Source organism: Gordonia sp. (in: high G+C Gram-positive bacteria), from assembly GCF_047600385.1.
Taxonomy (GTDB): Bacteria; Actinomycetota; Actinomycetes; order Mycobacteriales; family Mycobacteriaceae; genus Gordonia.
Genome location: NZ_JASGKZ010000001.1, coordinates 1,339,032 through 1,358,695 on the forward strand (window position 1 = coordinate 1,339,032; position 19,664 = coordinate 1,358,695).

The 19,664-nt window shown below is 70.2% G+C and carries 16 protein-coding genes, 1 tRNA gene and 2 pseudogenes; 6 read left to right on the forward strand and 13 right to left on the reverse strand.

The window, feature by feature from the left end; genetic code table 11:
* Positions 1-28: 28 nt before the first annotated feature.
* A pseudogene (locus tag QM809_RS05815) lies at positions 29-1,520 on the reverse strand (adenylate/guanylate cyclase domain-containing protein).
* Between the two features lie 173 nt (positions 1,521-1,693).
* Between QM809_RS05815 and QM809_RS05820 the strand changes: the two are divergent.
* Positions 1,694-2,968 (forward strand): DNA polymerase III subunit delta', encoded by a 1,275-nt coding sequence (locus QM809_RS05820; protein ID WP_415044868.1) that lies wholly within the window; start codon positions 1,694-1,696, stop codon positions 2,966-2,968.
* A gap of 5 nt (positions 2,969-2,973) precedes the next feature.
* Here the strand turns inward: QM809_RS05820 and QM809_RS05825 are convergent, their stop codons facing one another.
* The gene (locus tag QM809_RS05825) at positions 2,974-3,132 is read right to left on the reverse strand and encodes a hypothetical protein (RefSeq protein WP_415044869.1); all 159 of its coding nucleotides are present in this window, start codon (positions 3,130-3,132) and stop codon (positions 2,974-2,976) included.
* Between the two features lie 70 nt (positions 3,133-3,202).
* On the reverse strand, positions 3,203-3,466 hold the full coding sequence (locus QM809_RS05830) for a LuxR C-terminal-related transcriptional regulator (protein ID WP_415047016.1): 264 nt from the start codon (positions 3,464-3,466) through the stop codon (positions 3,203-3,205).
* 191 nt (positions 3,467-3,657) lie between these two features.
* On the opposite strand from QM809_RS05830, the gene QM809_RS05835 reads away from it, so the two are divergent.
* Positions 3,658-7,461 (forward strand): WD40 repeat domain-containing protein, encoded by a 3,804-nt coding sequence (locus QM809_RS05835; protein WP_415044870.1) that lies wholly within the window; start codon positions 3,658-3,660, stop codon positions 7,459-7,461.
* 20 nt (positions 7,462-7,481) lie between these two features.
* Here QM809_RS05835 and QM809_RS05840 read toward each other — a convergent pair.
* From QM809_RS05840 to QM809_RS05865, 6 genes and pseudogenes are all read right to left on the reverse strand, one after another.
* A pseudogene (locus tag QM809_RS05840) lies at positions 7,482-8,410 on the reverse strand (LLM class F420-dependent oxidoreductase).
* Between the two features lie 24 nt (positions 8,411-8,434).
* Positions 8,435-8,662, reverse strand: a complete 228-nt coding sequence (locus tag QM809_RS05845) for a hypothetical protein (protein ID WP_415044871.1) — start codon at positions 8,660-8,662, stop codon at positions 8,435-8,437.
* Positions 8,663-8,668: 6 nt separating this feature from the next.
* A complete protein-coding gene (locus QM809_RS05850) occupies positions 8,669-9,442 on the reverse strand; it encodes a GTP pyrophosphokinase family protein (protein WP_415044872.1) in 774 nt (257 codons plus the stop codon).
* A gap of 120 nt (positions 9,443-9,562) precedes the next feature.
* Positions 9,563-10,594, reverse strand: coding sequence for an Rv2578c family radical SAM protein (locus QM809_RS05855; RefSeq protein WP_415044873.1), 1,032 nt, complete (start codon positions 10,592-10,594; stop codon positions 9,563-9,565).
* Positions 10,595-10,650: 56 nt separating this feature from the next.
* Entirely contained in the window at positions 10,651-11,028 is a 378-nt protein-coding gene (locus tag QM809_RS05860) for a PLD nuclease N-terminal domain-containing protein (protein WP_415044874.1), read from the reverse strand.
* Positions 11,029-11,503: 475 nt separating this feature from the next.
* Positions 11,504-11,576: transfer RNA gene (locus QM809_RS05865), tRNA-Thr, on the reverse strand.
* 87 nt (positions 11,577-11,663) lie between these two features.
* Between QM809_RS05865 and QM809_RS05870 the strand changes: the two genes are divergently transcribed.
* Positions 11,664-12,299: a GntR family transcriptional regulator gene (locus tag QM809_RS05870; RefSeq protein WP_415044875.1), complete on the forward strand. Its 636-nt coding sequence runs from the start codon at positions 11,664-11,666 to the stop codon at positions 12,297-12,299.
* Positions 12,296-13,537 (forward strand): MFS transporter, encoded by a 1,242-nt coding sequence (locus tag QM809_RS05875; RefSeq protein ID WP_415044876.1) that lies wholly within the window; start codon positions 12,296-12,298, stop codon positions 13,535-13,537. Before QM809_RS05870 ends, QM809_RS05875 begins: the two co-directional genes overlap by 4 nt.
* 390 nt (positions 13,538-13,927) lie before the next feature.
* Here the strand turns inward: QM809_RS05875 and galE are convergent, their stop codons facing one another.
* Together galE and rfbB are read right to left on the reverse strand one after the other, a co-directional pair.
* Complete coding sequence (gene galE / locus QM809_RS05880) at positions 13,928-14,944, reverse strand: UDP-glucose 4-epimerase GalE (protein ID WP_415044877.1); 1,017 nt, start codon at positions 14,942-14,944, stop codon at positions 13,928-13,930.
* Between the two features lie 19 nt (positions 14,945-14,963).
* The gene (gene rfbB / locus QM809_RS05885) at positions 14,964-15,974 is read right to left on the reverse strand and encodes a dTDP-glucose 4,6-dehydratase (RefSeq protein ID WP_415044878.1); all 1,011 of its coding nucleotides are present in this window, start codon (positions 15,972-15,974) and stop codon (positions 14,964-14,966) included.
* Between the two features lie 59 nt (positions 15,975-16,033).
* Here rfbB and rfbA point away from each other — a divergent pair, with 59 nt between their 5' ends.
* Positions 16,034-16,909 (forward strand): glucose-1-phosphate thymidylyltransferase RfbA, encoded by an 876-nt coding sequence (gene rfbA / locus QM809_RS05890; RefSeq protein ID WP_415044879.1) that lies wholly within the window; start codon positions 16,034-16,036, stop codon positions 16,907-16,909.
* 164 nt (positions 16,910-17,073) lie between these two features.
* The gene (locus QM809_RS05895) at positions 17,074-17,691 is read left to right on the forward strand and encodes a dTDP-4-dehydrorhamnose 3,5-epimerase family protein (RefSeq protein WP_415044880.1); all 618 of its coding nucleotides are present in this window, start codon (positions 17,074-17,076) and stop codon (positions 17,689-17,691) included.
* Positions 17,692-18,006: 315 nt separating this feature from the next.
* On the opposite strand, the gene QM809_RS05900 is transcribed toward QM809_RS05895, so the two are convergent.
* A complete protein-coding gene (locus tag QM809_RS05900) occupies positions 18,007-19,035 on the reverse strand; it encodes an aldo/keto reductase (protein ID WP_415044881.1) in 1,029 nt (342 codons plus the stop codon).
* Between the two features lie 14 nt (positions 19,036-19,049).
* The gene (locus QM809_RS05905) at positions 19,050-19,499 is read right to left on the reverse strand and encodes a MerR family transcriptional regulator (protein WP_415044882.1); all 450 of its coding nucleotides are present in this window, start codon (positions 19,497-19,499) and stop codon (positions 19,050-19,052) included.
* Positions 19,500-19,664 lie beyond the last annotated feature (165 nt).

Below are 19,664 nucleotides of genomic sequence, written 5' to 3' on the forward strand. Positions count from 1 at the left end.
TCACCGGTGCGTGCACGTCACCGTGCGGTCAGGACTCCGGGTCCGGGGTCTCGGCGATCACGTCGGGGGCGATCTCCACCAGTCTGGGGCGGGCCAGCAGGGTCTCGATACCCCGGCCGCGCAACTCCACGCCCTCGCCGATCTGCCAGTGGCGGGCCTCCTCGTCGCTGGCCAGGAACACCGCGCGCGCCGACCCCAGCACGCGTGTCGGCTCGTCCTTGGCCAGCTCGGTGAGGCGTGCGGCCTCGTTCACCGGGTCGCCGATCACCGTGTACTCGAAGTCGTTCCTCGGCGCCGATGTGGCCGGCGACGGCCTTGCCTGCGGAGACCCCGATCCCCATGTCCACGTCGCCCAGACGGCGGGTGAGTTCCACCCGGAGCTCGCGGCCCGCGGCGAGCGCGCAGCCGGCGAAGTCGTCCTGGTCGAGCGGGGCGCCGAAGATGGCCAGGGCGGCGTCGCCCTGGAACTTGTTGACGAAGCCGCCGTGCCGTCCGACCACCTCGACCACGACCTGGAAGAACTGGTTGAGCAGCTCCACCACCTCGCGCGGCGGACGGTTCACCGCGAGACGGGTGGACCCGACGATGTCGACGAAGAGCACCCCGACGTAGCGTTCCTCGCCGCCGAGCTCGGTGCCGGTCTCGATCGCTCGCCGGGCCACGTCCTCGCCGACGTAGCGGCCGAACAGGTCGCGCAGATCCTGGCGTTCGCGCAGGTCGTCGACCATCTCGTTGAAACCGGCCTGGAGCAGGCCGAGGTCGTTGCCGTCGTAGATCTTCACCGCGACGTTGAGGTTGCCGGCCCGGACCTGGCTCAGCGCGGTCCGCATCTGCTTGATGGGGTCGGTGATCGACCGGACCAGCCGCCAGAACGCGAGCAGGCCGAAGATGATGGAGGCCACGGCCATCCAGATGATGGGGCGTTCGAGATCTTGCGCGTCGGCCGCGATCACGTCGTGGCGCTGCAGGGCGATCAGGAACAGGATCACCGACATCGGCAGGGCCACGGTGATCGCCCAGAACACCCCGATCCGCAGGGTGATGCCCGGTGCGACGGCCGACTCGGGGTCGTTCGCCATCGCCGCCACGGTGATGGGCCGGAGCACCTTCTCGGCCTGCTGGAAGCTCAGGATCGCGGTGACCAGGGCGCCGACGCCGCTCGCGATGGCGATCAGGATCGCGGCCTTCCCGGACTCGCGCAGGGTGAGCAGGGAGAGGAGGATCCCGCCTATCAGCCACAGCCCGACGTTGACGAAGGTCAGCAGCCAGGGGAGCTGCAGGGCGCGTTTGCGGGCGACGGCGTCGTCGAGCCTGGTCCGGCGCCAATGCCAGATCAGCACCGGCATGGACAGCGTGATGGTGGCCCAGGCGCCGAGCATGATCGCCGCCATCAGGTATCCGAGGAAGAACGCCTGGTTCTGGGCGCTGATGTGATTGAGGGCGATCGCGTCGGGTTCGGGCATGCCGAAACGCAGGAAGGCGAAGGTGAAGAGCGCGCCGATCAGGTTGGCGCGGAGCATGTCGAGCGCGAGTATCGGCCACGGCGTGTGCGACAGCCAGCGCAGAGCATGCGCTGTCTTGGAGAGTCGCGACCGGTGCTGCACCACAGGATTCAGGGTACCGGGGTGCTTGCAAAAGTTACACACCTTTGCCCGGACGCGTGAGGTCTGAACTGGGACTTACTCTGGTGCATGTGACAAATGTCTTTGAGGGGCTGATCGGGCAGGAAGCGCTGGCCGGCGACCTGATCGCGGCGGCGCGAGCCGCGCGCGGGGTGGCCGCCGAACTCGATCACGCCGCCGCCGGGGCGGTCTCGATGTTCGGCGAGGAGGTGCCCCCGCCGTCGGGCGGCTCGGTGATGACCCACTCCTGGTTGTTCACCGGACCGGCGGGCAGCGGCCGGTCGGTCGCCGCCACGAGCTTCGCCGCGGCCCTGCAGTGCACCGATCCCGACACGGTGGGCTGCGGCGAGTGCCGGGCGTGCACGACGATCCTGGCCGGCACTCACGGCGACGTGCGGCACATCGTGCCCGAGGGGCTGACCATCTCGGTGCGCCAGATCCGTGACATCGTGCAACTCGCCGCCCGCCGTCCGACCACGGGGCGCTGGCAGATCGTCATCGTCGAGGACGCCGACCGACTGACCGAGCAGGGCTCCAACGCCCTGCTGAAAGCGGTGGAGGAGCCGCCGGACCGGACGCTGTTCCTGCTGTGCGCGCCGTCGGTGGCGCCCGAGGACATCTCGGTGACGCTGCGCTCGCGCTGTCGGCACATGGCGCTCACGGCGCCGTCGCCCGCCGCCGTCGCGCAGGTGCTGATCCGTCGTGACGGCATCGATCCGGACCGCGCCACGTGGGCGGCCGGGGTCTGCGGCGGGCACATCGGTCGGGCGCGTCGTCTCGCGACCGACGAGAAGTCCCGGTCACAGCGCGAGCAGGCGCTGGCGCTGGCGTCCGCGGCGGTGCGGGAGGGGGAGATGTTCGGGGCGGGCGAGGCGCTGGTCGCCTCCGCGAAGAAGTTCGCCGACGAGATCGCGGCGGAGCTGAACGAACCCGAGCTGGCCGAACTGCGGACCGCGCTCGGCGCCGGCGGCACGGGCAAGGGCACCGCCCGGGCGCCGCGCGGCAGCGCCGGAGCGATCAAAGACCTGGAGAAGCGGCAGAAGGCCCGCCACACGCGCATCATGCGTGACACCCTGGACCGGGCCCTGGTGGATCTGGCGGCGCTCTTCCGGGATGCGCTGGCGCTCTCGACCGGCGCCTCGGTGACGATGATGCACCCGGACAAGACCTCCGACGTCTCGGCGCGGATGGCGGGCTACGCCGCCCCGGAGCATCTCCTGGGATGTGTGGAGGCGGTCCTGGAATGCCGGGAGGCGCTGGAGAGGAACGTGAAACCGAAGTTCGCGATGGATGCGCTCATGGTCCGGCTCGGCGGACATCTGAGCAGCCGGTCACGGCCGGCCTGAACCGTTCAGGAGCGCGTGCCGGGCTCGTCGTCGGTCTGCTCGTCGTCCTCGTGGTGGGCCAGCGGATCGTCGCCGCCCACACCCTCGAGCACGGTGAGCTCGTTGTCGATCGCGGCGGAGACGGCCTCGGCCTTCGCTTTGAGCTTGTCGGTGAAGTCGGACATCGGTCCTCCTGAAGTGGGCGCGGGGTCACCTACGACTATAGGGAGCGCCGGGTGGTCGCCGGGCGCGGCCTCACCACTCGTCGAGGGAGGTGTACCCGTCCTGGATCGCGCGAGCGAACAGGGCCGGTTTCCGTCTCGCCGGGCGGCCCACCGCCGCGTACTTCGCGCGGATCCGGGTGATGTGCGTGCTCACCGTCGCGGCACTGATGAACAGTTCACGAGCGGCCTCCTCCTTGGACTCCGCCCGCAGCCAGGCGAGCAGCACCTCCACCTCGCGGGTGGACAGGAGCGGCCGGGGGACGACGGCGTGGTGTCCGGGACGCAGCACGGCCAGGGTGTCGTCGCGGGTCGGACGATCCGACGGGAACCGATGGTCGGTGAGCACGGCTGACTCCTCGGAGTGGGCGTATTGCGGATGGGGTCATCGTGGCGTGCGCGCATGTCGTCGTACCCGGTGAAATCGCTCTGCGGACTAAGTCGATACATTGGTCGATACGCTGACCTGCGGAGACAGGAGTGCATCTGATGAGTGCGACCTTCGGTCCGGATTCCGTTCACAGTCGGGAAGACCTCGGGAAGGCGCTCACGGAACTGCGCTTGGCGCGCGATCTGAGCGTCCGCGACGTCGCCGCGGAGGCCGATGCGCTGCTGGGCACCGCGGCCGGATGGTTCGCCGGCCAGCACGCGCCGACCCGGGCCAGTCGGGAGATGTTCGAACGCGTCCTCACCGTCTGCGGTGCCGACGGACCCGCGGAGCGGGAGCAGTGGTGGGCGGCCGTGGAGCGGGTCACCAAGCGCCGCGGCCGTCGCCGGACGCGGTCCGCGTCACCGTACCGCGGTTTCGACGCCTTCACCGCTGACGACGCCGACCGGTTCTTCGGCCGCGACGACGTGGTGGACCGCATGGTCCGGCTCGTGCGGAAGAGCCTCGAAACCGTCTCCGCCGGTGAGGTCGGCGGAGAGAGGGGGCTGCTGGAGCGGGCGGTGGTGGTGGTCGGTGCCTCCGGTGCGGGCAAGTCGTCGCTGGTGCGCGCCGGACTCGTCGCGCAGACGCGGTCCGGCGGGGCGCTCGAAGAGTTCTCCGCGGCGGTGCTGGTGCCGGGCGAGCAGCCCCGGGAGGCGTTGGCCGCGGCGGCGGAGACCCTGGACGACGCCGACGGGCCGAGCCTGATCGTCGTCGACCAGTGCGAGGAGTTGTGGACGCAGAACGGTCCCGAGGGCCGCGCGGAGTTCCTCGCCGACCTCACCGACCGGTTCGGCGGTCGCCCGGTGGTCCCGGTCGTCGCGCTGCGCGCCGACTTCTACGCCCCGGCCACCGAGGTGCCGGGGCTGGCGGAGGCTTTCGCGCAGGCGCAGATCGTGGTCCCGCGGATGACCGAGGAGCAGCTGCGCGAGGTGATCGTCCGGCCGGCCGAGACGGTGGGGGCGAGCATCGACGACGATCTGGTGACGCTGCTGCTGGAGGATCTTCGGTCGCCGGGTTCGGGCGGCCGGATCGACGCCGGGGTGCTGCCGCTGCTGTCGCACGCGCTGCGGGCCACCTGGGAGCACTCCGACGGGCGCCGGCTGACGGTCGCGGACTATCTCAAGACCGGCAGGATCGGCGGCGCCGTGGAGCAGACCGCCGAAGAGGTGTACGGCGATCTGCCCGACGACGAGCAGGAGACCGCCCGCGAACTGCTGCTGGCCATGATCAACGTCGACGAGGAGACGGTGACCCGCAGGCCGCTGCGCACCGACGCGCTCAGCGGCGACGCCGCGCACCGGGTGGTGGAGTCCTTCGCCGAGGCCCGGCTGTTCACCCTCACCGACTCGCAGGTGCAGGTGACGCACGAGGCGCTGTTGTCGGCGTGGCCGCGGCTCACCGGATGGATCGACGCCGATCGCGAGCGACTGCTGCTGCAGCGCAGGCTGCGCGCGCTGAGCGAACCCTGGGAGGCGAACGGCCGTCCCGACGACCTGCTCCCCGGCAGCGCCCGGCTGGAGATGTTCCGGCCGCTCGTCGACGGGCGCGACGAGGCGGTGATCGACCGGTCGGGCCGCCGATTCCTGGAGGCCGGATACGCCCGGGTCGCCGCGAACGAGGCCGCCGAGCGCCGACGGAGCCGGACACTGCGGACGTTCGCCTGGTCGGCGGCGATCTTCGCCCTCGTCGCGGTGATCGCCGCGGTCTCGGCGGTGGTCGCGGGACGCAGCGCCGTCCATCAGCGGAACGACGCCGAACGCTCGCGCAACGAGACGCTGAGTCGGCAACTGGCGATCCAGGCGGGCCAGATGGCGGACCGGGACCCGTATCTCGCCGGTCAACTGGCGATGATCGCCTACCGGCAGGCGCCGACCGTCGAGGCGCGGTCGACACTGATCGAGACCATGTCGCGCGGGGTGCCCAACCTCTTCTCCGGACGGGGCGGCTCGTTGCTGCTCGCCCGGGCGGGATCGCTGCTGGCGGCCGCGAGCAAGAGCGGGCAGGTGCGCCTGTTCCGGATCGGCGCCGACGGCATCGAACGGCGGATCGGCGACTTCACGGCGACCGAGCACGCCGACGACCGGCTCGGCGGCGTCGCCCTGAGCCCCGACGGGAAGACGCTGTATCTCGGCGGTCGCGGCCGGGTGGACCGGTGGAACGTCGCCGATCCCCACGCGCCGGTGCGGGAGAGGGGACTGCCGGGGGTGCGCGGCGACGCGAACGCGCTCGCGATCAGCCGCGACGGCCGCCACCTGGCCGCCGTGCAGCTGGGGGCCGGTCTGCAGGTGTGGCGGCAGGACGGCGGCGCGTGGCGGACGGTCGCCGTCGACGGACCGACCGGCGACGTCGCCGGTGCGGTCGCCTTCTCTCCGGACGGTCGTTCGCTGGCCGTCAGCAGCGTCCACCGGCACCTGAACCTGTGGGCCGTCGACGGAGACCGGCTGCGTCCGACCGCCGACGTCGATCTCGGCTGGCGCGACAACCAGCTGGCGCAGGGGCTGGTGTACAGCGCGGACGGCAGACAGTTGTTCGTCGCGCTGCGGAGCCGCAGCGTCGACGTGTACGACGTCGCCGATCCGGCGGCGCCGCGCAAGGTCCGGCAGCTCGACGGGCACACCAGTTACGTGGGCGAGCTCGCGCTCTCGGACGACGGGACCCGGATCGTCAGCACCGGTGCCGACAACCGCATCCTGGTGCACCGGCTGACCGGCCCGGCGCAGGCGCCGGAGGAACTGGCGACCTCGGTGAACTCGTCGTCGGTGGTGCTGGTCGGCGACCACCTCGTCGTCGCCAGCGACGACGGGCGCGTGCAGGACTGGCCGCCGGTGTCCGACTCCTTCCGGGTCGGCCCCAAGACCGTGTTCCAGATCCCCTTCGACCCGTCCTCGCGTCGGGTGCTGGCGGCGGACACCCAGACCGACGGCCGGATCACCCAGTGGCGTTTCGGCGACGCCGGCCCCGAACGCGCAGGTCCCGACCTGCTGCCGCCGCCGGGAGTGGTGTTCGTGGGCTCGGTGGTCCAGTCGCCCGGCGGCGACACCGCGGTGCTCGGTTCGGTGTCGGGCACGGTGTACTTCGCCGACTTCTCCGATCCGTCGCAGCCGCGGATCGTCGGTTCGGCGACCGGGCATCCGGGACTCAACGAGACGGTCGACTACAACGTGAAGAGCGGCCTGGCGGTGACCGGCGGGACGGATCAGCGGCGGCTGACGATCATGGACGCCGCGGATCCGGCGCGGCCCCGGATCGTCGGCACGTTCGATCCGGGGGCCGGGGTGTGGTGGGCGGCGTTGAGCCCGGACGGTCGGCGCGTCGCGGTCGCCACCGACGACGGTGCGGTGAAACTGGTCGATCTGAGCGATCCGGCGAGACCCCGCGCTCATCCGGATCCGCTCAAGTTCGGGGGTTCGGCGCTGTCCGTGCGGTTCGACGGCGCGGGACGGCGGCTCGTGGCGACCTCGGAGGACAAGACCTCGGTGGTCGTCGACGTCAGCGATCCGGACCGGCCGCGGAAGATCGCCACGATGTCGGGTCCGGCGGGCCAGCTCTACAGCGCGACCTTCTCGCGGGACGGGAGCCGGGTGCTGGCCGGCGGCGCCAACTCCGAGATCTGGGTCTGGCGGATCGACGGCGACGACGTCCGGGAGGAGGCGGTGCTGCGCTCGTACCCGGACACCGTGTACGACGTCCGCTTCGTCGGCGACGACCGGATCCTCGCCGCGGGAGCGGGTGGCACCGTGGAATCCTGGCGATTGGAGGCGAAAGGCCTGGTCGCGGAGGTGTGCGGGCCGCGAGGAGACCAGATCAGTCGTGCGGAGTGGGCGACCTACGTGCCCGGGATCCCCTACGACCCGCCCTGCTGAACGGGCCGTAGGTCGGCCGGTCAGAGCTGCGGAGCCACCGCGGTCGCGACCAGTTCGAGGTGGTCGAGGTCGGCCAGGTCGAGCACCTGCAGGTACAATGCGGCTCGCCCCCGCGGCCCGGAATCGTTCGATCGCGGTGACGGCCTCGTCGACCGTTCCGGCCGCGCCGTTGCGCCGGAGTTCGTCCGGTTCCCGACCGATCGCGGCGGCACGCCGCACGAACTCCTCCTCGGTGCGTCCGACGCACAGCACCAGCGCCGCCGAGTAGACGAGGTCGGTACGACGGCGACCCGCGGTCTCGCACGCGTCGCCGACCCGCTCGTACATCTCGGCGGCCTTCGCGGTGTCCACGAACGGCACGTTGAACTCGGTGGCGTACTTCGCGGCCAGTGCGGGAGTGCGCTTGGGTCCGGTGCCGCCGACGATGATCGGCGGCCGGGGGCTCTGCGCGGGTTTGGGCAGAGCGGGGGAGTCCTCGATGGTGAAGGCCCGGCCCCGGTAGTCGAACCGTTCGCCCTCGGGGGTGTCCCACAGACCGGTGACGATGTCGAAGGTCTCCTTCGAGCCGGGTGAAGCGCTCACCGAGCGGCGGGAACGGGATCCCGTAGGCGGCGTGCTCCTCGGCGTACCAGCCCGCACCGAGCCCGAACTCCACGCGTCCGCCGCTCATCCGGTCCACCTGCGCCACACAGATCGCGAGCTGGCCGGGGTGACGGAAGGTCGCCGAGGTGACCAGCGTGCCCAGCCGGATGCGCTCGGTCTGGACGGCGAGCGCGGCCAGGGTGAGCCACGCATCGGTGGGGCCGGGTCGGCCGTCGGCGTTCATGGCGAGGTAGTGGTCGGACCGGAAGAAGGCATCGAAGCCGAGGTCTTCGGTGGCCCGGGCGACGCGCAGGAGGTCGTCGTACGTCGCGCCCTGCTGGGGTTCGGTGAAGATACGGAGATCCATGACCTCCATGATGCCCGGCGGCGGTCAGTGCGGAAGCAGTTCCTCGCTGAGTTCGGCACCGGTGAAGTACCGGGAGTGCGTGCGCTGCAGCCCCTCGTACGAGCTGGCGGTCAGGGCCGCGATCTCGATGTCGAGATCGGTACGCGATTTCTCCAGCTCCAGCCGGTGGCGCATGGCTTCCTGGGCGCTGGTGAACTCGGTGACGCGACGTTCCCTGGTTCGGCGATTGAATTCGATGACGAACGACTGCACGGCGATTCACCTCTCCTCAACGGTGGTCGTACTGATTCCGTCGAGGGTACTCCGGATCTCCCGCATCCGATCTCGATGCGCATGGAGTTCGGATACGCAGTCCTCGCGGAGGTCAGTCAGTTCCTGATGTCGCTCTTCCAACGCGGCGAGCTTTCGTGACTCCTCCTGCAGATAGTCGACGAGCTGCTGGATCCGAGGGTCGTCATGGCCCTGACCGTAGCGAATCCTCCGTCCGACGGCATCGCCGAACTGTTCATAGGTGTTCGCCCACGCGCTCTGCCCCTGTGTGCGGATCTGGATCTCCGCACGGCCTGCGGGGAACCTGAGCCAGAGATGCACCGCGCGATACCCGCTGTGTGGATTCGCGCGGATGTCTCGGATGAGCACCTCGCCGAACTCGGCGAAGTGGTCCGCGATCTCGCCGGCGAGCGCGGTCTGCTCGTCGAGGCTGCAATCGACGTCGATCCGGACCCCGGCCAGGTCTTGGACCTGATTCAGTCGCATCCTGGTCTCCCGGATGAGTTTCTGCTGGAGGGTGTCATGCGTCTTGGCGCGGGCCGAGACGTCGTGTCGAGCACCCCGGATGGTGGTCCACTCCGTCGAGTACACGATGGCCGACACCCGTTCGGCCAAGGCCTGGTGCCAGTCCATGACGTCGTCGTAGCCGGGTCCGTTCTCCGGCGCGGGTTCTTGCCGGGCGATCGCCTCACCCAGACGCGTGAGCTGCTTCCCCGACCACGGTGGTCGTGCGGTCAGATCCATGCTTTCGTCGATGTTCACAACCGGATTCCTCCCTCTCACGATCCCCCGATTCGCGGTGACGACACGCTACCTCGGGGTTACGACGAAATCGCCTGAAAAACACCCCTCGCCGGGGCGCGACCGCCGTGCAGGGCTAGGTCAGAACAGGGTCAGGGCCGGTTCGCGCCGCGGTGCGAGCGATGCGGGATCCGGAGACGGGCGGGCGGCCTCGGTCTCGGTCTTGGTGACGCGGGAGAGTCCGTGGCGGGCGACGAGCGGAGCCATCTTCTCGCGCAGTTTCGCCGAGTACTCCGGGCGGACGTAACCGCCGCGGCTGTACAGGGTGCGATACCGGCGGAGCAGCGCCGGATGGTGTTCGCCGACCCAGTCGAGGAATACGCCGCGCGTGGAACCGCGCAGGTGCAGCGGGAACGCGGTGATCCGGGAGGCGCCCGACTCGGCGAGCGCGGCGAGCAGCGCGTCGAGCTGGGAGGAGTCATCGGTGAGGTAGGGGATCACCGGGGCGACCATCACGTGCGGGCGGAAGCCGGCATCGGCCAGTGCGCGGATCAGATCGAGGCGGGCGCGCGGTGACGGGGCGCCCGGATCCAGCTGTCTGCGCAGGTCGTCGTCGAGCATCGCCAGGGAGACGCCGACCTGCACGTCCACGGCCTGCCGGGCAGCACGGAGCAGCGGGAGATCGCGGCGGATCAGCGTGCCCTTGGTGAGGATCGACATCCCGGTGCCGGATTCGGCGAGCGCCGTGATGACGCCCGGCATCAGCCGGTAGCGGCCTTCGGCCCGCTGGTACGGGTCGGTGTTGCTGCCGAGTGCGACGGTCTCCCGCTGCCACGACCGGCGGCGCAACTCCTTGCGGAGCACCGCGGCGACGTTGAGTTTCACGACCAGCTGGGAGTCGAAGTCGGCGTCCGGGTCCAGCCCGAGGTACTCGTGCGTGGGACGCGCGAAACAGTAGCGGCACGCATGACTGCAGCCGCGCATGGTGTTGACCGTGTACTTGAACGGCATTCGGGAGCCCTCGGGCACCTTGTTCAGCGCGCTCTTGGCCAAGACCTCGTGGAACGTGATCCCGGCGAACTCGGGCGTCTGGACCGTACGGACCAGACCCGCCCGGTCCAGACCGGGGAGTCCTCCGTCGTCGGCATCCGCCGACTGGCCCGCCCATCGCATACCTGCATCCGAACGCACGTTCGCAAGTAGGTCAAGTGTTCGACTCCGCGGCGGGGTCAGGTGTCGTCGGAGTCCCCGGCGGCGCGTTCGTCCTCGAGCGCCTTGGCGCGACGTCGCTGCTCCTCCGCCCGCTCGCGGACCTTGCGGCGGAACTCCTCGTCGTCGCGCTTGGCGACCGCCTCGAGGTAGTCAGGGTTCTGGTAGCGGGGGTTCTGGTGTTCGGGCAGGCCGGTGGGGCGGGGTGCCGGTGTAGCGGCGATGCGCTCGGGTCGGCCGACCAGAAACCAGATGATCGACCCGGCCAGCGGGATGATGATCACGATCAGCAGCCAGACGAGTTTGGGCAGGTGTCGCACGCGGTGCTCGTCCGCGGTGATCAGGTCGATCAGCGCGACGATCCAGACCAGCAGGACGATGAGACCCAGGTACGGCACGGGAATCCTCCGGGACGGCGACGGGTGAGAGTTCACCGTACCGCGCCGACGGGGGTCCGGGGTGCGGTGGAACATCGCCGGAGCGGGACGCGAACGGCAGGCGCATCTCGGCCGGGACGGTGCCATCGATCAGGGTGCCGGGCACCCCCGCCTCGATCGAGCACCCTCGGCCGAGGATGCTCGGCCGAGTCCGGGGTGCCGGGCACCCCGGGCAGGGGGCGGTTCTTCTCGCTGGTCGAGATCTCGACTTCGCTCGATCACCGAAGAAGGGCTCGATCGCCGAGGAAGAGCTCGATCGCGGAGGAAGAGCTCGATCGCCGAAGAATGGCTCGATCCCCGAGGAGTTGCTCGGTCGCCGAGGACGTGCTCGATCGGCGAGGGAATGCTCGGTCGGCGAGAACTTCCCGATGCCCCGGGCATGACGAAGGGCAGGTCAGTTAGGTGGTGAAACCTGGTCTGACCTGCCCTTTTCCTGAGCCGCCTGGGGGAATCGAACCCCCGACCTATTCATTACGAGTGAATCGCTCTGCCGACTGAGCTAAGGCGGCGTGCCGTGCGTAAGCGCAGCGGGATCGATGGTACCGAGTGAGGCGCCCACTGGGCAAAACCGGGCCTCCGCCACTACCGTACGACTTGTGTCTAAGACGTATTCAGCTGCCGAGCGGGTCTACGACGAAGTCAAGGAACTGATCCTGACCAGCGAACTCCCCGGCGGCGAACTGATCAGCGAGGGCGAGATCGCCGACCGATGCCGGGTGAGCCGCACCCCGGTGCGCGAGGCCTTCCTGCGGCTGTCCGCCGAGGGATGGATGCGCCTGTACCCCAAACGCGGCGCGCTGATCGTGCCGATCGGCGACCGCGAGTCCCGCGAGGTCCTCGACGCGCGGCTCCTCGTGGAGGGGCACGCGGTGCGCGGCATCGTCGAACGTCCGGAGGCGATCGCCGAACTGGTGCGGGCGCTGCGCGCGAACCTCGACGAGCATCGCGAGGCGTCCGGCGACCGGTTCGCGGTGATCGACACCCGATTCCACCAGCTCATCGTCGAAGCCGGCGGCAACAGCCTGCTGACCGGGTTCTACACGTCGCTGGGGGAGCGTCGTCGTCGGATGACGTCGGCCAGCATGCACCGCGATCCGGCCGTCGTCGGCCGGATCCACGACGACCACTCGGCCCTCGCCGACGCCATCGAGGCCGCCGACGCCGACCGGTTCGACGCCCTCCTGCGCGCCCATCTCGCGGGCGTCCACGAGATCCCGGGAGCCGGCCGATGAGACTCCGGCCGTGGATGGGCGTCAGCCTGGCGGTGTTCACCGCGGCGTGGGGCGGCAACGAGTTCACTCCGCTGCTGGTGATGTACCGCAGCGCCTCGCACGTGTCGGCGGTGGTGGTGGACGCGCTGCTGTTCACCTACGTGCTCGGCATCGTGCCCGCACTGCTGATCGGCGGCCCGCTCTCGGACCGCTTCGGACGACGACCCCTGATGCTGCCGTCCCCGGTGATCGCGGCGCTCGGCTCGGCGCTGCTCGCCGCGGGCGCGCATTCGGTGCCCCTGCTGGCGCTCGGCCGCGTGTGCAGCGGCATCGCGCTCGGCCTGGCGATGGCCGTCGGCGGCAGCTGGATCAAGGAGCTGTCCGACCGTGACGGTGCGAGCGCCACCGCCGGCGCCCGCCGTGCCGCACTGAGCCTGACCGCGGGCTTCGGGCTCGGCGCCGCCGTCGCCGCCGTCCTGGCCCAGTGGGGGCCGTGGCCGAATCAGCTCGCCTACCTGGTGAACATCACGATGGCGGCGGTCGCACTGGCGTTGTTGCTGCCCACCCCCGAGACGCGGGAACGCGCCGTCGGCGGCCGGCTGCTCGACGACCTCAAGATCCCCTCCGCGCTCGAGCCCCGCTTCTGGCTGCAGGTGGCCCCCGCCGCGCCGTGGGTGTTCGGCACGTGCGCGGTGGCCTACGCGGTGATCCCGGCGCTGCTCACCGCGAAGACCAGCGGCTGGCCGATCGTGTTCGCCGGAGCGTGCTGCCTGATCGGCCTCACCGCGGGCTTCTTCGTGCAGACGCTCGGCCGCCGGATCGACCGGCCCGGATCGCCGCGCGCCATGGTCGTGTCGATGGTCCTGGTGGCCTTCGGCATGGTTCTCGCCGCCGTCGCGGCGAAGGTGCTCACCGTGCCGGTCGGACTCCTCGCCGCCGCGGTCCTCGGCAGCGGCTACGGCATGACGCTGATCTCCGGGCTTCTCGCCACGCAGCGTCTGGCGGGCCCGAACGACCTCGCGGGCCTCACCGCCGTCTTCTACGGCCTCACCTACCTCGGGTTCGCGAGCCCGGCGATCCTGGCGTGGATCCATGAGCGGTACGGGGTCTCGTACGAGGCGATGATGCTGGTCGGCGCGGCGGTGGCGCTGGTGTGCCTCGTCGTCGTGTCGGCCGGGTCGCGCGGGCCCGTGGCGCAGCGGCTCGCGGTCGGGAAGCGGGCCGAGGAGGAAGTGGTCGTCGTGGAGTCGTCGCGCTGACGGGTGGTCTCGACTCCGCTCGACCATCGAGAGGGGAGCTCGACCATCGAGAGGGGAACTCGACCATCGAGAAGGGAGCTCGACCATCGAGAAGGAGGCTCGACCATCGAGAGGGTCGGCGTTCTCGTTCGACGGTGGCAGCCCCTCCGACGGCTGAGCCACGTGGAGGTTCGACGGTGACAGCCCGCTCCGACGGCTGAGCCGCGCGGAGGAACGCAGTGACGGAGCGGGTGTCGAAGCCCGTCGACGAGGTGGCGCCGACGGGCTTCGACACCGGCCGCTCACTTCGTTCGCGGTCGGGCTCAGCCGGCGGATGGGGCGCCGATGTCGGAGGGGCTCAGCCGGCGATGAGGCCGGCGGAGGGGGTCAGCCGGCGGGTGAGGCGGAGGATCAGTCCGGGTAGCCGTTCGGGTTCTGGGACTGCCAGCGCCACGAGTCGGCGCACATGTCGTCGACGGTGCGGGTGGTCTTCCAGTCCAGTTCGGCGTTGGCCTTGGCCGGGTCGGCCCAGTTGGCGGCCAGGTCGCCGGGGCGGCGCGGGGCGACCTCGTAGGGGATCTCCCGGCCGCTGGCCCGCGCGAACGCGTCGACCAGCTGCAACACCGACACGCCGTGGCCGGTGCCGAGGTTCCAGACCGACCACGGGTCGTCGATCGTCCCGATCCGGTCCAGTGCCGCGATGTGCCCGGCGGCCAGATCCTCGACGTGGATGTAGTCGCGCACCCCGGTGCCGTCGACGGTGTCGTAGTCGTCGCCGAACACCGACAGCTTCTCTCGCCGCCCCACCGCGACCTGCGTGATGAACGGCATCAGGTTGTTCGGGAAGCCGCTGGGGTCCTCGCCGATCCGGCCGCTCGGATGCGCGCCCACCGGGTTGAAGTAGCGCAGCACGGCGATCCGCCAGCTGTCGTCGGCCGCGGCGACGTCGCGCAGGATCTGCTCGATCATCACCTTGGTCCACCCGTACGGGTTGGTGGCCGAGGTCGGCATGTCCTCGGTGCGTTCGAGCACCGGGTTCTCGCCGTACACCGTCGCCGACGACGAGAAGACGAACTTCCGCACACCGTGCGCGTCCATCGCCCGCAGCACCGAGAACGTGCTGTCGAGGTTGTTCTCGTAGTAGCTCAGCGGCTGCGCGACGGACTCGCCGACCGCCTTGAACCCGGCGAAGTGGATCACCGCATTGATCGATTCGGCGGCGAACACCGCCTCGGTGGCGGCCCGGTCGGTCAGATCCACGGCGTGCACCGGGATCGGGCGGCCGGCGAGCTCTTCGAGACGGGTGAGCACCGAGGGTTTGGCGTTGCTGAAGTCGTCGGCGATCACCACGTCGTGTCCCGAGGCCAGCAACTGCAGGGTGGTGTGGGAGCCGATGTAGCCGGCACCGCCGGTCACCAGAACGCGCATGGGTTTCCTTTCGACAAGCCTATGGAGCGGAGATGTTCTGCTGCGTCTTCGCGTATTCAGTCTCCACGCCCGCCTTGACGGGTTCCCACCATTCGCTGTGAGTCCGGTACCAGTCGATCGTGTCGGCGAGTCCGGTGCGGAAGTCGGTGAAGCGCGGGGTCCAGCCGAGCTCGGTGCGCAGACGCGTCGAGTCGATGGCGTACCGGCGGTCGTGTCCGGGACGGTCGGTCACGAAGTCGAAGGCGTCGGCCGGCTGCCCCATCAGCTCCAGGATCGATTCGACGACGGTGCGGTTGTCCACCTCGCCGTCGGCGCCGATCAGGTAGGTCTCGCCGAGCGTGCCGCGGTCGACGACGGCCCAGACGGCGTCGTTGTGGTCGTGCACGTGGATCCAGTCCCGCACATTGCGGCCGTCGCCGTAGACCTTGGGCCGGATCCCGCTGAGCACGTTGGTGATCTGTCGTGGGATCAGCTTCTCCACGTGCTGGTACGGGCCGTAGTTGTTGGAGCAGTTCGAGAGGGTCGCGCGGACCCCGAACGACCGCACCCAGGCGCGCACCAGCAGGTCGCTGCCCGCCTTGGTGGAGCTGTACGGGCTCGACGGGTTGTAGGCCGTGGCCTCGGTGAACCTGGCCGGGTCGTCCAGGTCGAGGTCGCCGTACACCTCGTCGGTGCTGATGTGGTGCAGTCGGACGTCGTGCTTCCGGACCGCTTCGAGCAGCGTGAAGGTGCCGACCAGATTGGTCTGCACGAACGACGACGGGTCGCGCAGCGAGTTGTCGTTGTGCGACTCGGCGGCGAAGTTCACCACCAGATCCGCTTCGGCGACGAGCGGATCGACGACGGCGGCGTCGCCGATGTCGCCGCGGACCACGGTGATCCGGTCGGCGACCGGGGCCAGGGTGTGCGGGTTGGCCGCGTAGGTGAACTTGTCGAGGACGGTGATCTGCGTCTCGGGCCGGGTCGCGAGCGTCCGCAGCACGAAGTTCGCTCCGATGAATCCGGCTCCGCCGGTCACCAACACACGCATTTAAGGGTCCCCTTGGTTCGGCGGTTCGTCGCCGCCGACTCTACCGCTAGGCTGCTGTCATGCGCGGAATCATCCTGGCCGGCGGCACCGGAACGCGGCTGCACCCGATCACGCAGGGCGTGAGCAAACAGCTGGTCCCGGTCTACGACAAGCCGATGATCTACTACCCGCTCTCCACCCTGATGCTCGCCGGGATCCGGGACGTCCTGGTGATCACCACCCCGCACGACCGCCCCGCCTTCGAATACCTCCTCGGCGACGGCTCCCGCTTCGGCATCTCGCTGACCTACGCCGAACAGCCCGAACCCGACGGACTCGCCCGCGCCTTCGTGATCGGCGCCGACCACGTCGGCGACGACTCGGTGGCCCTGGTCCTGGGCGACAACATCTTCTACGGTCCGGGTCTGGGCAGCCGGTTGCAGGGATTCGGCGACGTCGACGGCGGCGCGATCTTCGCCTACCGGGTCGCCGATCCGGCCGCCTACGGCGTGGTGGAGTTCGACGACGACGGCCAGGTGCTCTCCCTGGAGGAGAAGCCCGCGAAGCCGAAGTCCCGGTACGCGGTGCCCGGCCTGTACTTCTACTCCAACGACGTGGTGGAGATCGCCCGCGGTCTGCGGCCCTCGGCGCGCGGCGAATACGAGATCACCGACATCAACGCCGAGTATCTGCGGCAGGGACGCCTGCGCACCACGGTGCTGCCGCGCGGCACCGCCTGGCTGGACACCGGCACCTTCGACTCGCTGCTCGACGCGGGCAACTTCGTCCGCACCGTCGAACAGCGGCAGGGCCTGAAGATCGCGGTGCCGGAGGAGATCGCCTGGCGGCTGGGCTATCTGACCGACGACGAGTTGCGCTCGCGCGCCGCTGCGCTCGTCAAATCCGGGTACGGAAACTATCTGCTCGACGTTCTCGATCGCGGACCCGAGCTCTGAGCCCGCCGCCGCGCCGATCGGTCGGTCGTGATCTCGACTCCGCTCGATCACCGTCGGGGTCGAGCGGAGTCCCCTCGCCGGTCGAGCAGATCCTGTCCGTCGGTCGAGCCTCCCCTCGCTGGTCGAGCGGAGTCGAGACCACAATTCTGGAAACGAGGAAACACATGCAGGTTCGGGAACTGACGATCGCCGGGGCGTGGGAGTTCACCCCGGCCCGGTACGACGACCCCCGCGGCGTCTTCCTGGAGAGCTTCAAGGCCGAGGTGCTCGCCGAGACCATCGGCCACGAGTTCACCCTCGCGCAGGCCAACACCTCCGTCTCGGCGGCGGGGGTGATCCGCGGCGTGCACTTCGCCGACGTTCCGCCCGGCCAGGCCAAATACGTGACCTGTGCGAAGGGCGCGGTGCTCGACGTGATCGTCGACATCCGGGTGGGTTCGCCGACCTTCGGGCAGTGCGACGCGGTGCTGCTCGACGACGTCGAGCGCAAGGCCGTCTACCTCTCCGAGGGGCTGGGCCACGCCTTCTGCTCGCTGGAAGACGGCTCCACCGTGACCTACCTGTGCTCCACCGGCTACAACCCCGGCGGCGAGCACGGGATCAGCCCGATCGACCCCGCCCTGGCCATCCCGTGGCCGCTGGTGGCGCGGGACGGCAGTCCGCTGGAGTTCGTGCTCTCGGACAAGGACCGGGACGCCCCGACCCTGGCGGAGGCCGCCGACGCGGGCCTGCTGCCGTCGTACGACGACGTCGCCGCGTACCTCGAGACGCTGAAGGGCTGACCGCCGCCGCCGTCGGGTGAGCCCCTCCGCGAGCGAAGCGAGGTCTGTCGTCCCCCGGCTCCCCGCTCCCTGAGCCGCGGCCGAGGAACGAGGCCGCGTGTCGAAGGGGCTCGGTGATCGTTCTCCGTCAGACCCTTCGACTCGCTCCTCGGCTAACGCCTCGGCCCGGCTCAGGGAGCGGAACAGCGGTCTCGGCCGGCGTCTCGGCCCGGCTCGGGGAGCGGAACAGTGGTCTCGGCCGGCGCCTCGGCCCGGCTCAGGGGGGCGGAACAGCGGTCTCGGTCGGCGCCTCGGCTCGGCTCCCGGGCCGGGAGTTCATTCGCGGCCGGACGAGATCCAGGACGGATCGGCGACGATGTTGCGGCCGCCCACCGTCAGATCGGCCACCGCGTCGAGGGCGGTGAGCGCCTCGTCGTCGAGCATCAGGTCGACGGCGGCGGCGTTCTCGGTGATCCGGGCGATCGAGCGGGTGCCGGGGATCGGGACCGTCGGCACCCCGGCACGACGTCCCGCGGCGTACAGCCAGGCGAGGGCGACCTGGGCGTTGGTGGCGTGCAGGCGCTCGGCGACGGCGGCCACCGCGTCGACCACCCGCTGGTTGGCCGCCCAGTTCTCGCCGGTCCGGGCCGTGTTACCGCGCAGATCGGCGGCCACCTGCTCGCGGGTCAGCGTGCCGGTGAGGAAGCCGCGGCCCAGCGGCGAATAGGGGACGAAGCCGACGCCGAGTTCGGCGCACGCGGGCACCACGTGCTCCTCCACGTCGCGGGACCACAGACTCCACTCGCTCTGCACCGCGGCGATCGGTGCCACCGTGTGCGCGGCGCGGAGCTCCGACGCGGTCACCTCGGACAGCCCGAGACTGCGGACCTTGCCCGCGGCCACCATCTCGGCCATCGCGCCGACGGTCTCCTCGATCGGGACCTCGATGTCGCGGCGGTGCATGTACCAGAGGTCGATGACGTCGGTGCCGAGCCGGCGCAGTGAGGCATTGCAGGCGTGTCGTACGTATTCGGCGTCGCCCCGGGTGCGTTTGATCCCCGGATCGACGCCGGCGCCGATCCGTCCGGTGATGCCGAACTTGGTGGCCAGGGTCACCTCGTCGCGGCGGTCGGCGAGCAGGCGCGCGACCAGTCGTTCGTTGGTTCCGGCCGGGCCGTCGGTCCCCGGCTCGGGTGCGCCGTAGACGTCCGCGGTGTCGAGGAACGTGATCCCCGCGTCGACCGCGGCGTGCAGCACGGCGAGCGCGGTCGCCTCGTCGGTGCCGCCGTAGACCGGTGTCACGGCCATCGCGCCGAAGCCCATCGCGGAGGTGGTCAGGTCGTCGCCCAGGGTGATCGTGTGCATGAAGAGTCTCCTTCTCAGTGGTGTTCGCCGGTACGACGCTGCTCGGCGCGCTCGTCCGGATCGGTGACGGGCTGTTCCGCGCAGTCGAGTCCGCGGTCGATCAGGTGTCGGTAGTGCGCGATCTTCCGGTCGACGGCGTCGAGGTCGTCGACGAGTTCCCGGATCCGGGACTCGATCTCCTCGCGGTGGTCCTCCAGCAGTCGCATCCGGCGGCCGTGGGTGCGTGCGCCCTGCTCCACCATGGTCACGAAGTCGCGCATCCGGGCGACCGGCATCCCGGTGCGCCGCAGCCGGACCAGCAGGTCGATCATCGTGACGGTCGCGTCGTCGTACCTCCGGATCCCGGCGGAGTCGCGGGGCACGCGGGGGATCAGACCTTCGGACTCGTACCAGCGCAGGGTGTCGCGGGACAGGCCGGTCCGGGCGGACACTTCGGCGATGGAGAGGGCGCGGTGTTCGGGCATGGACGCCACGCTATGGCTTCGAGTGCACTCCAACGCAAGCCCCGCGGGAGCGGGCCCGGGGACGACGACGTGGGGATCGGCGGTATCCCTGCATCGTGCGGGATCTCGTTTAAGGATGGGTACCTATACTTAAATGATCGGGCGAACCGTTGCAGGTCGACGAGT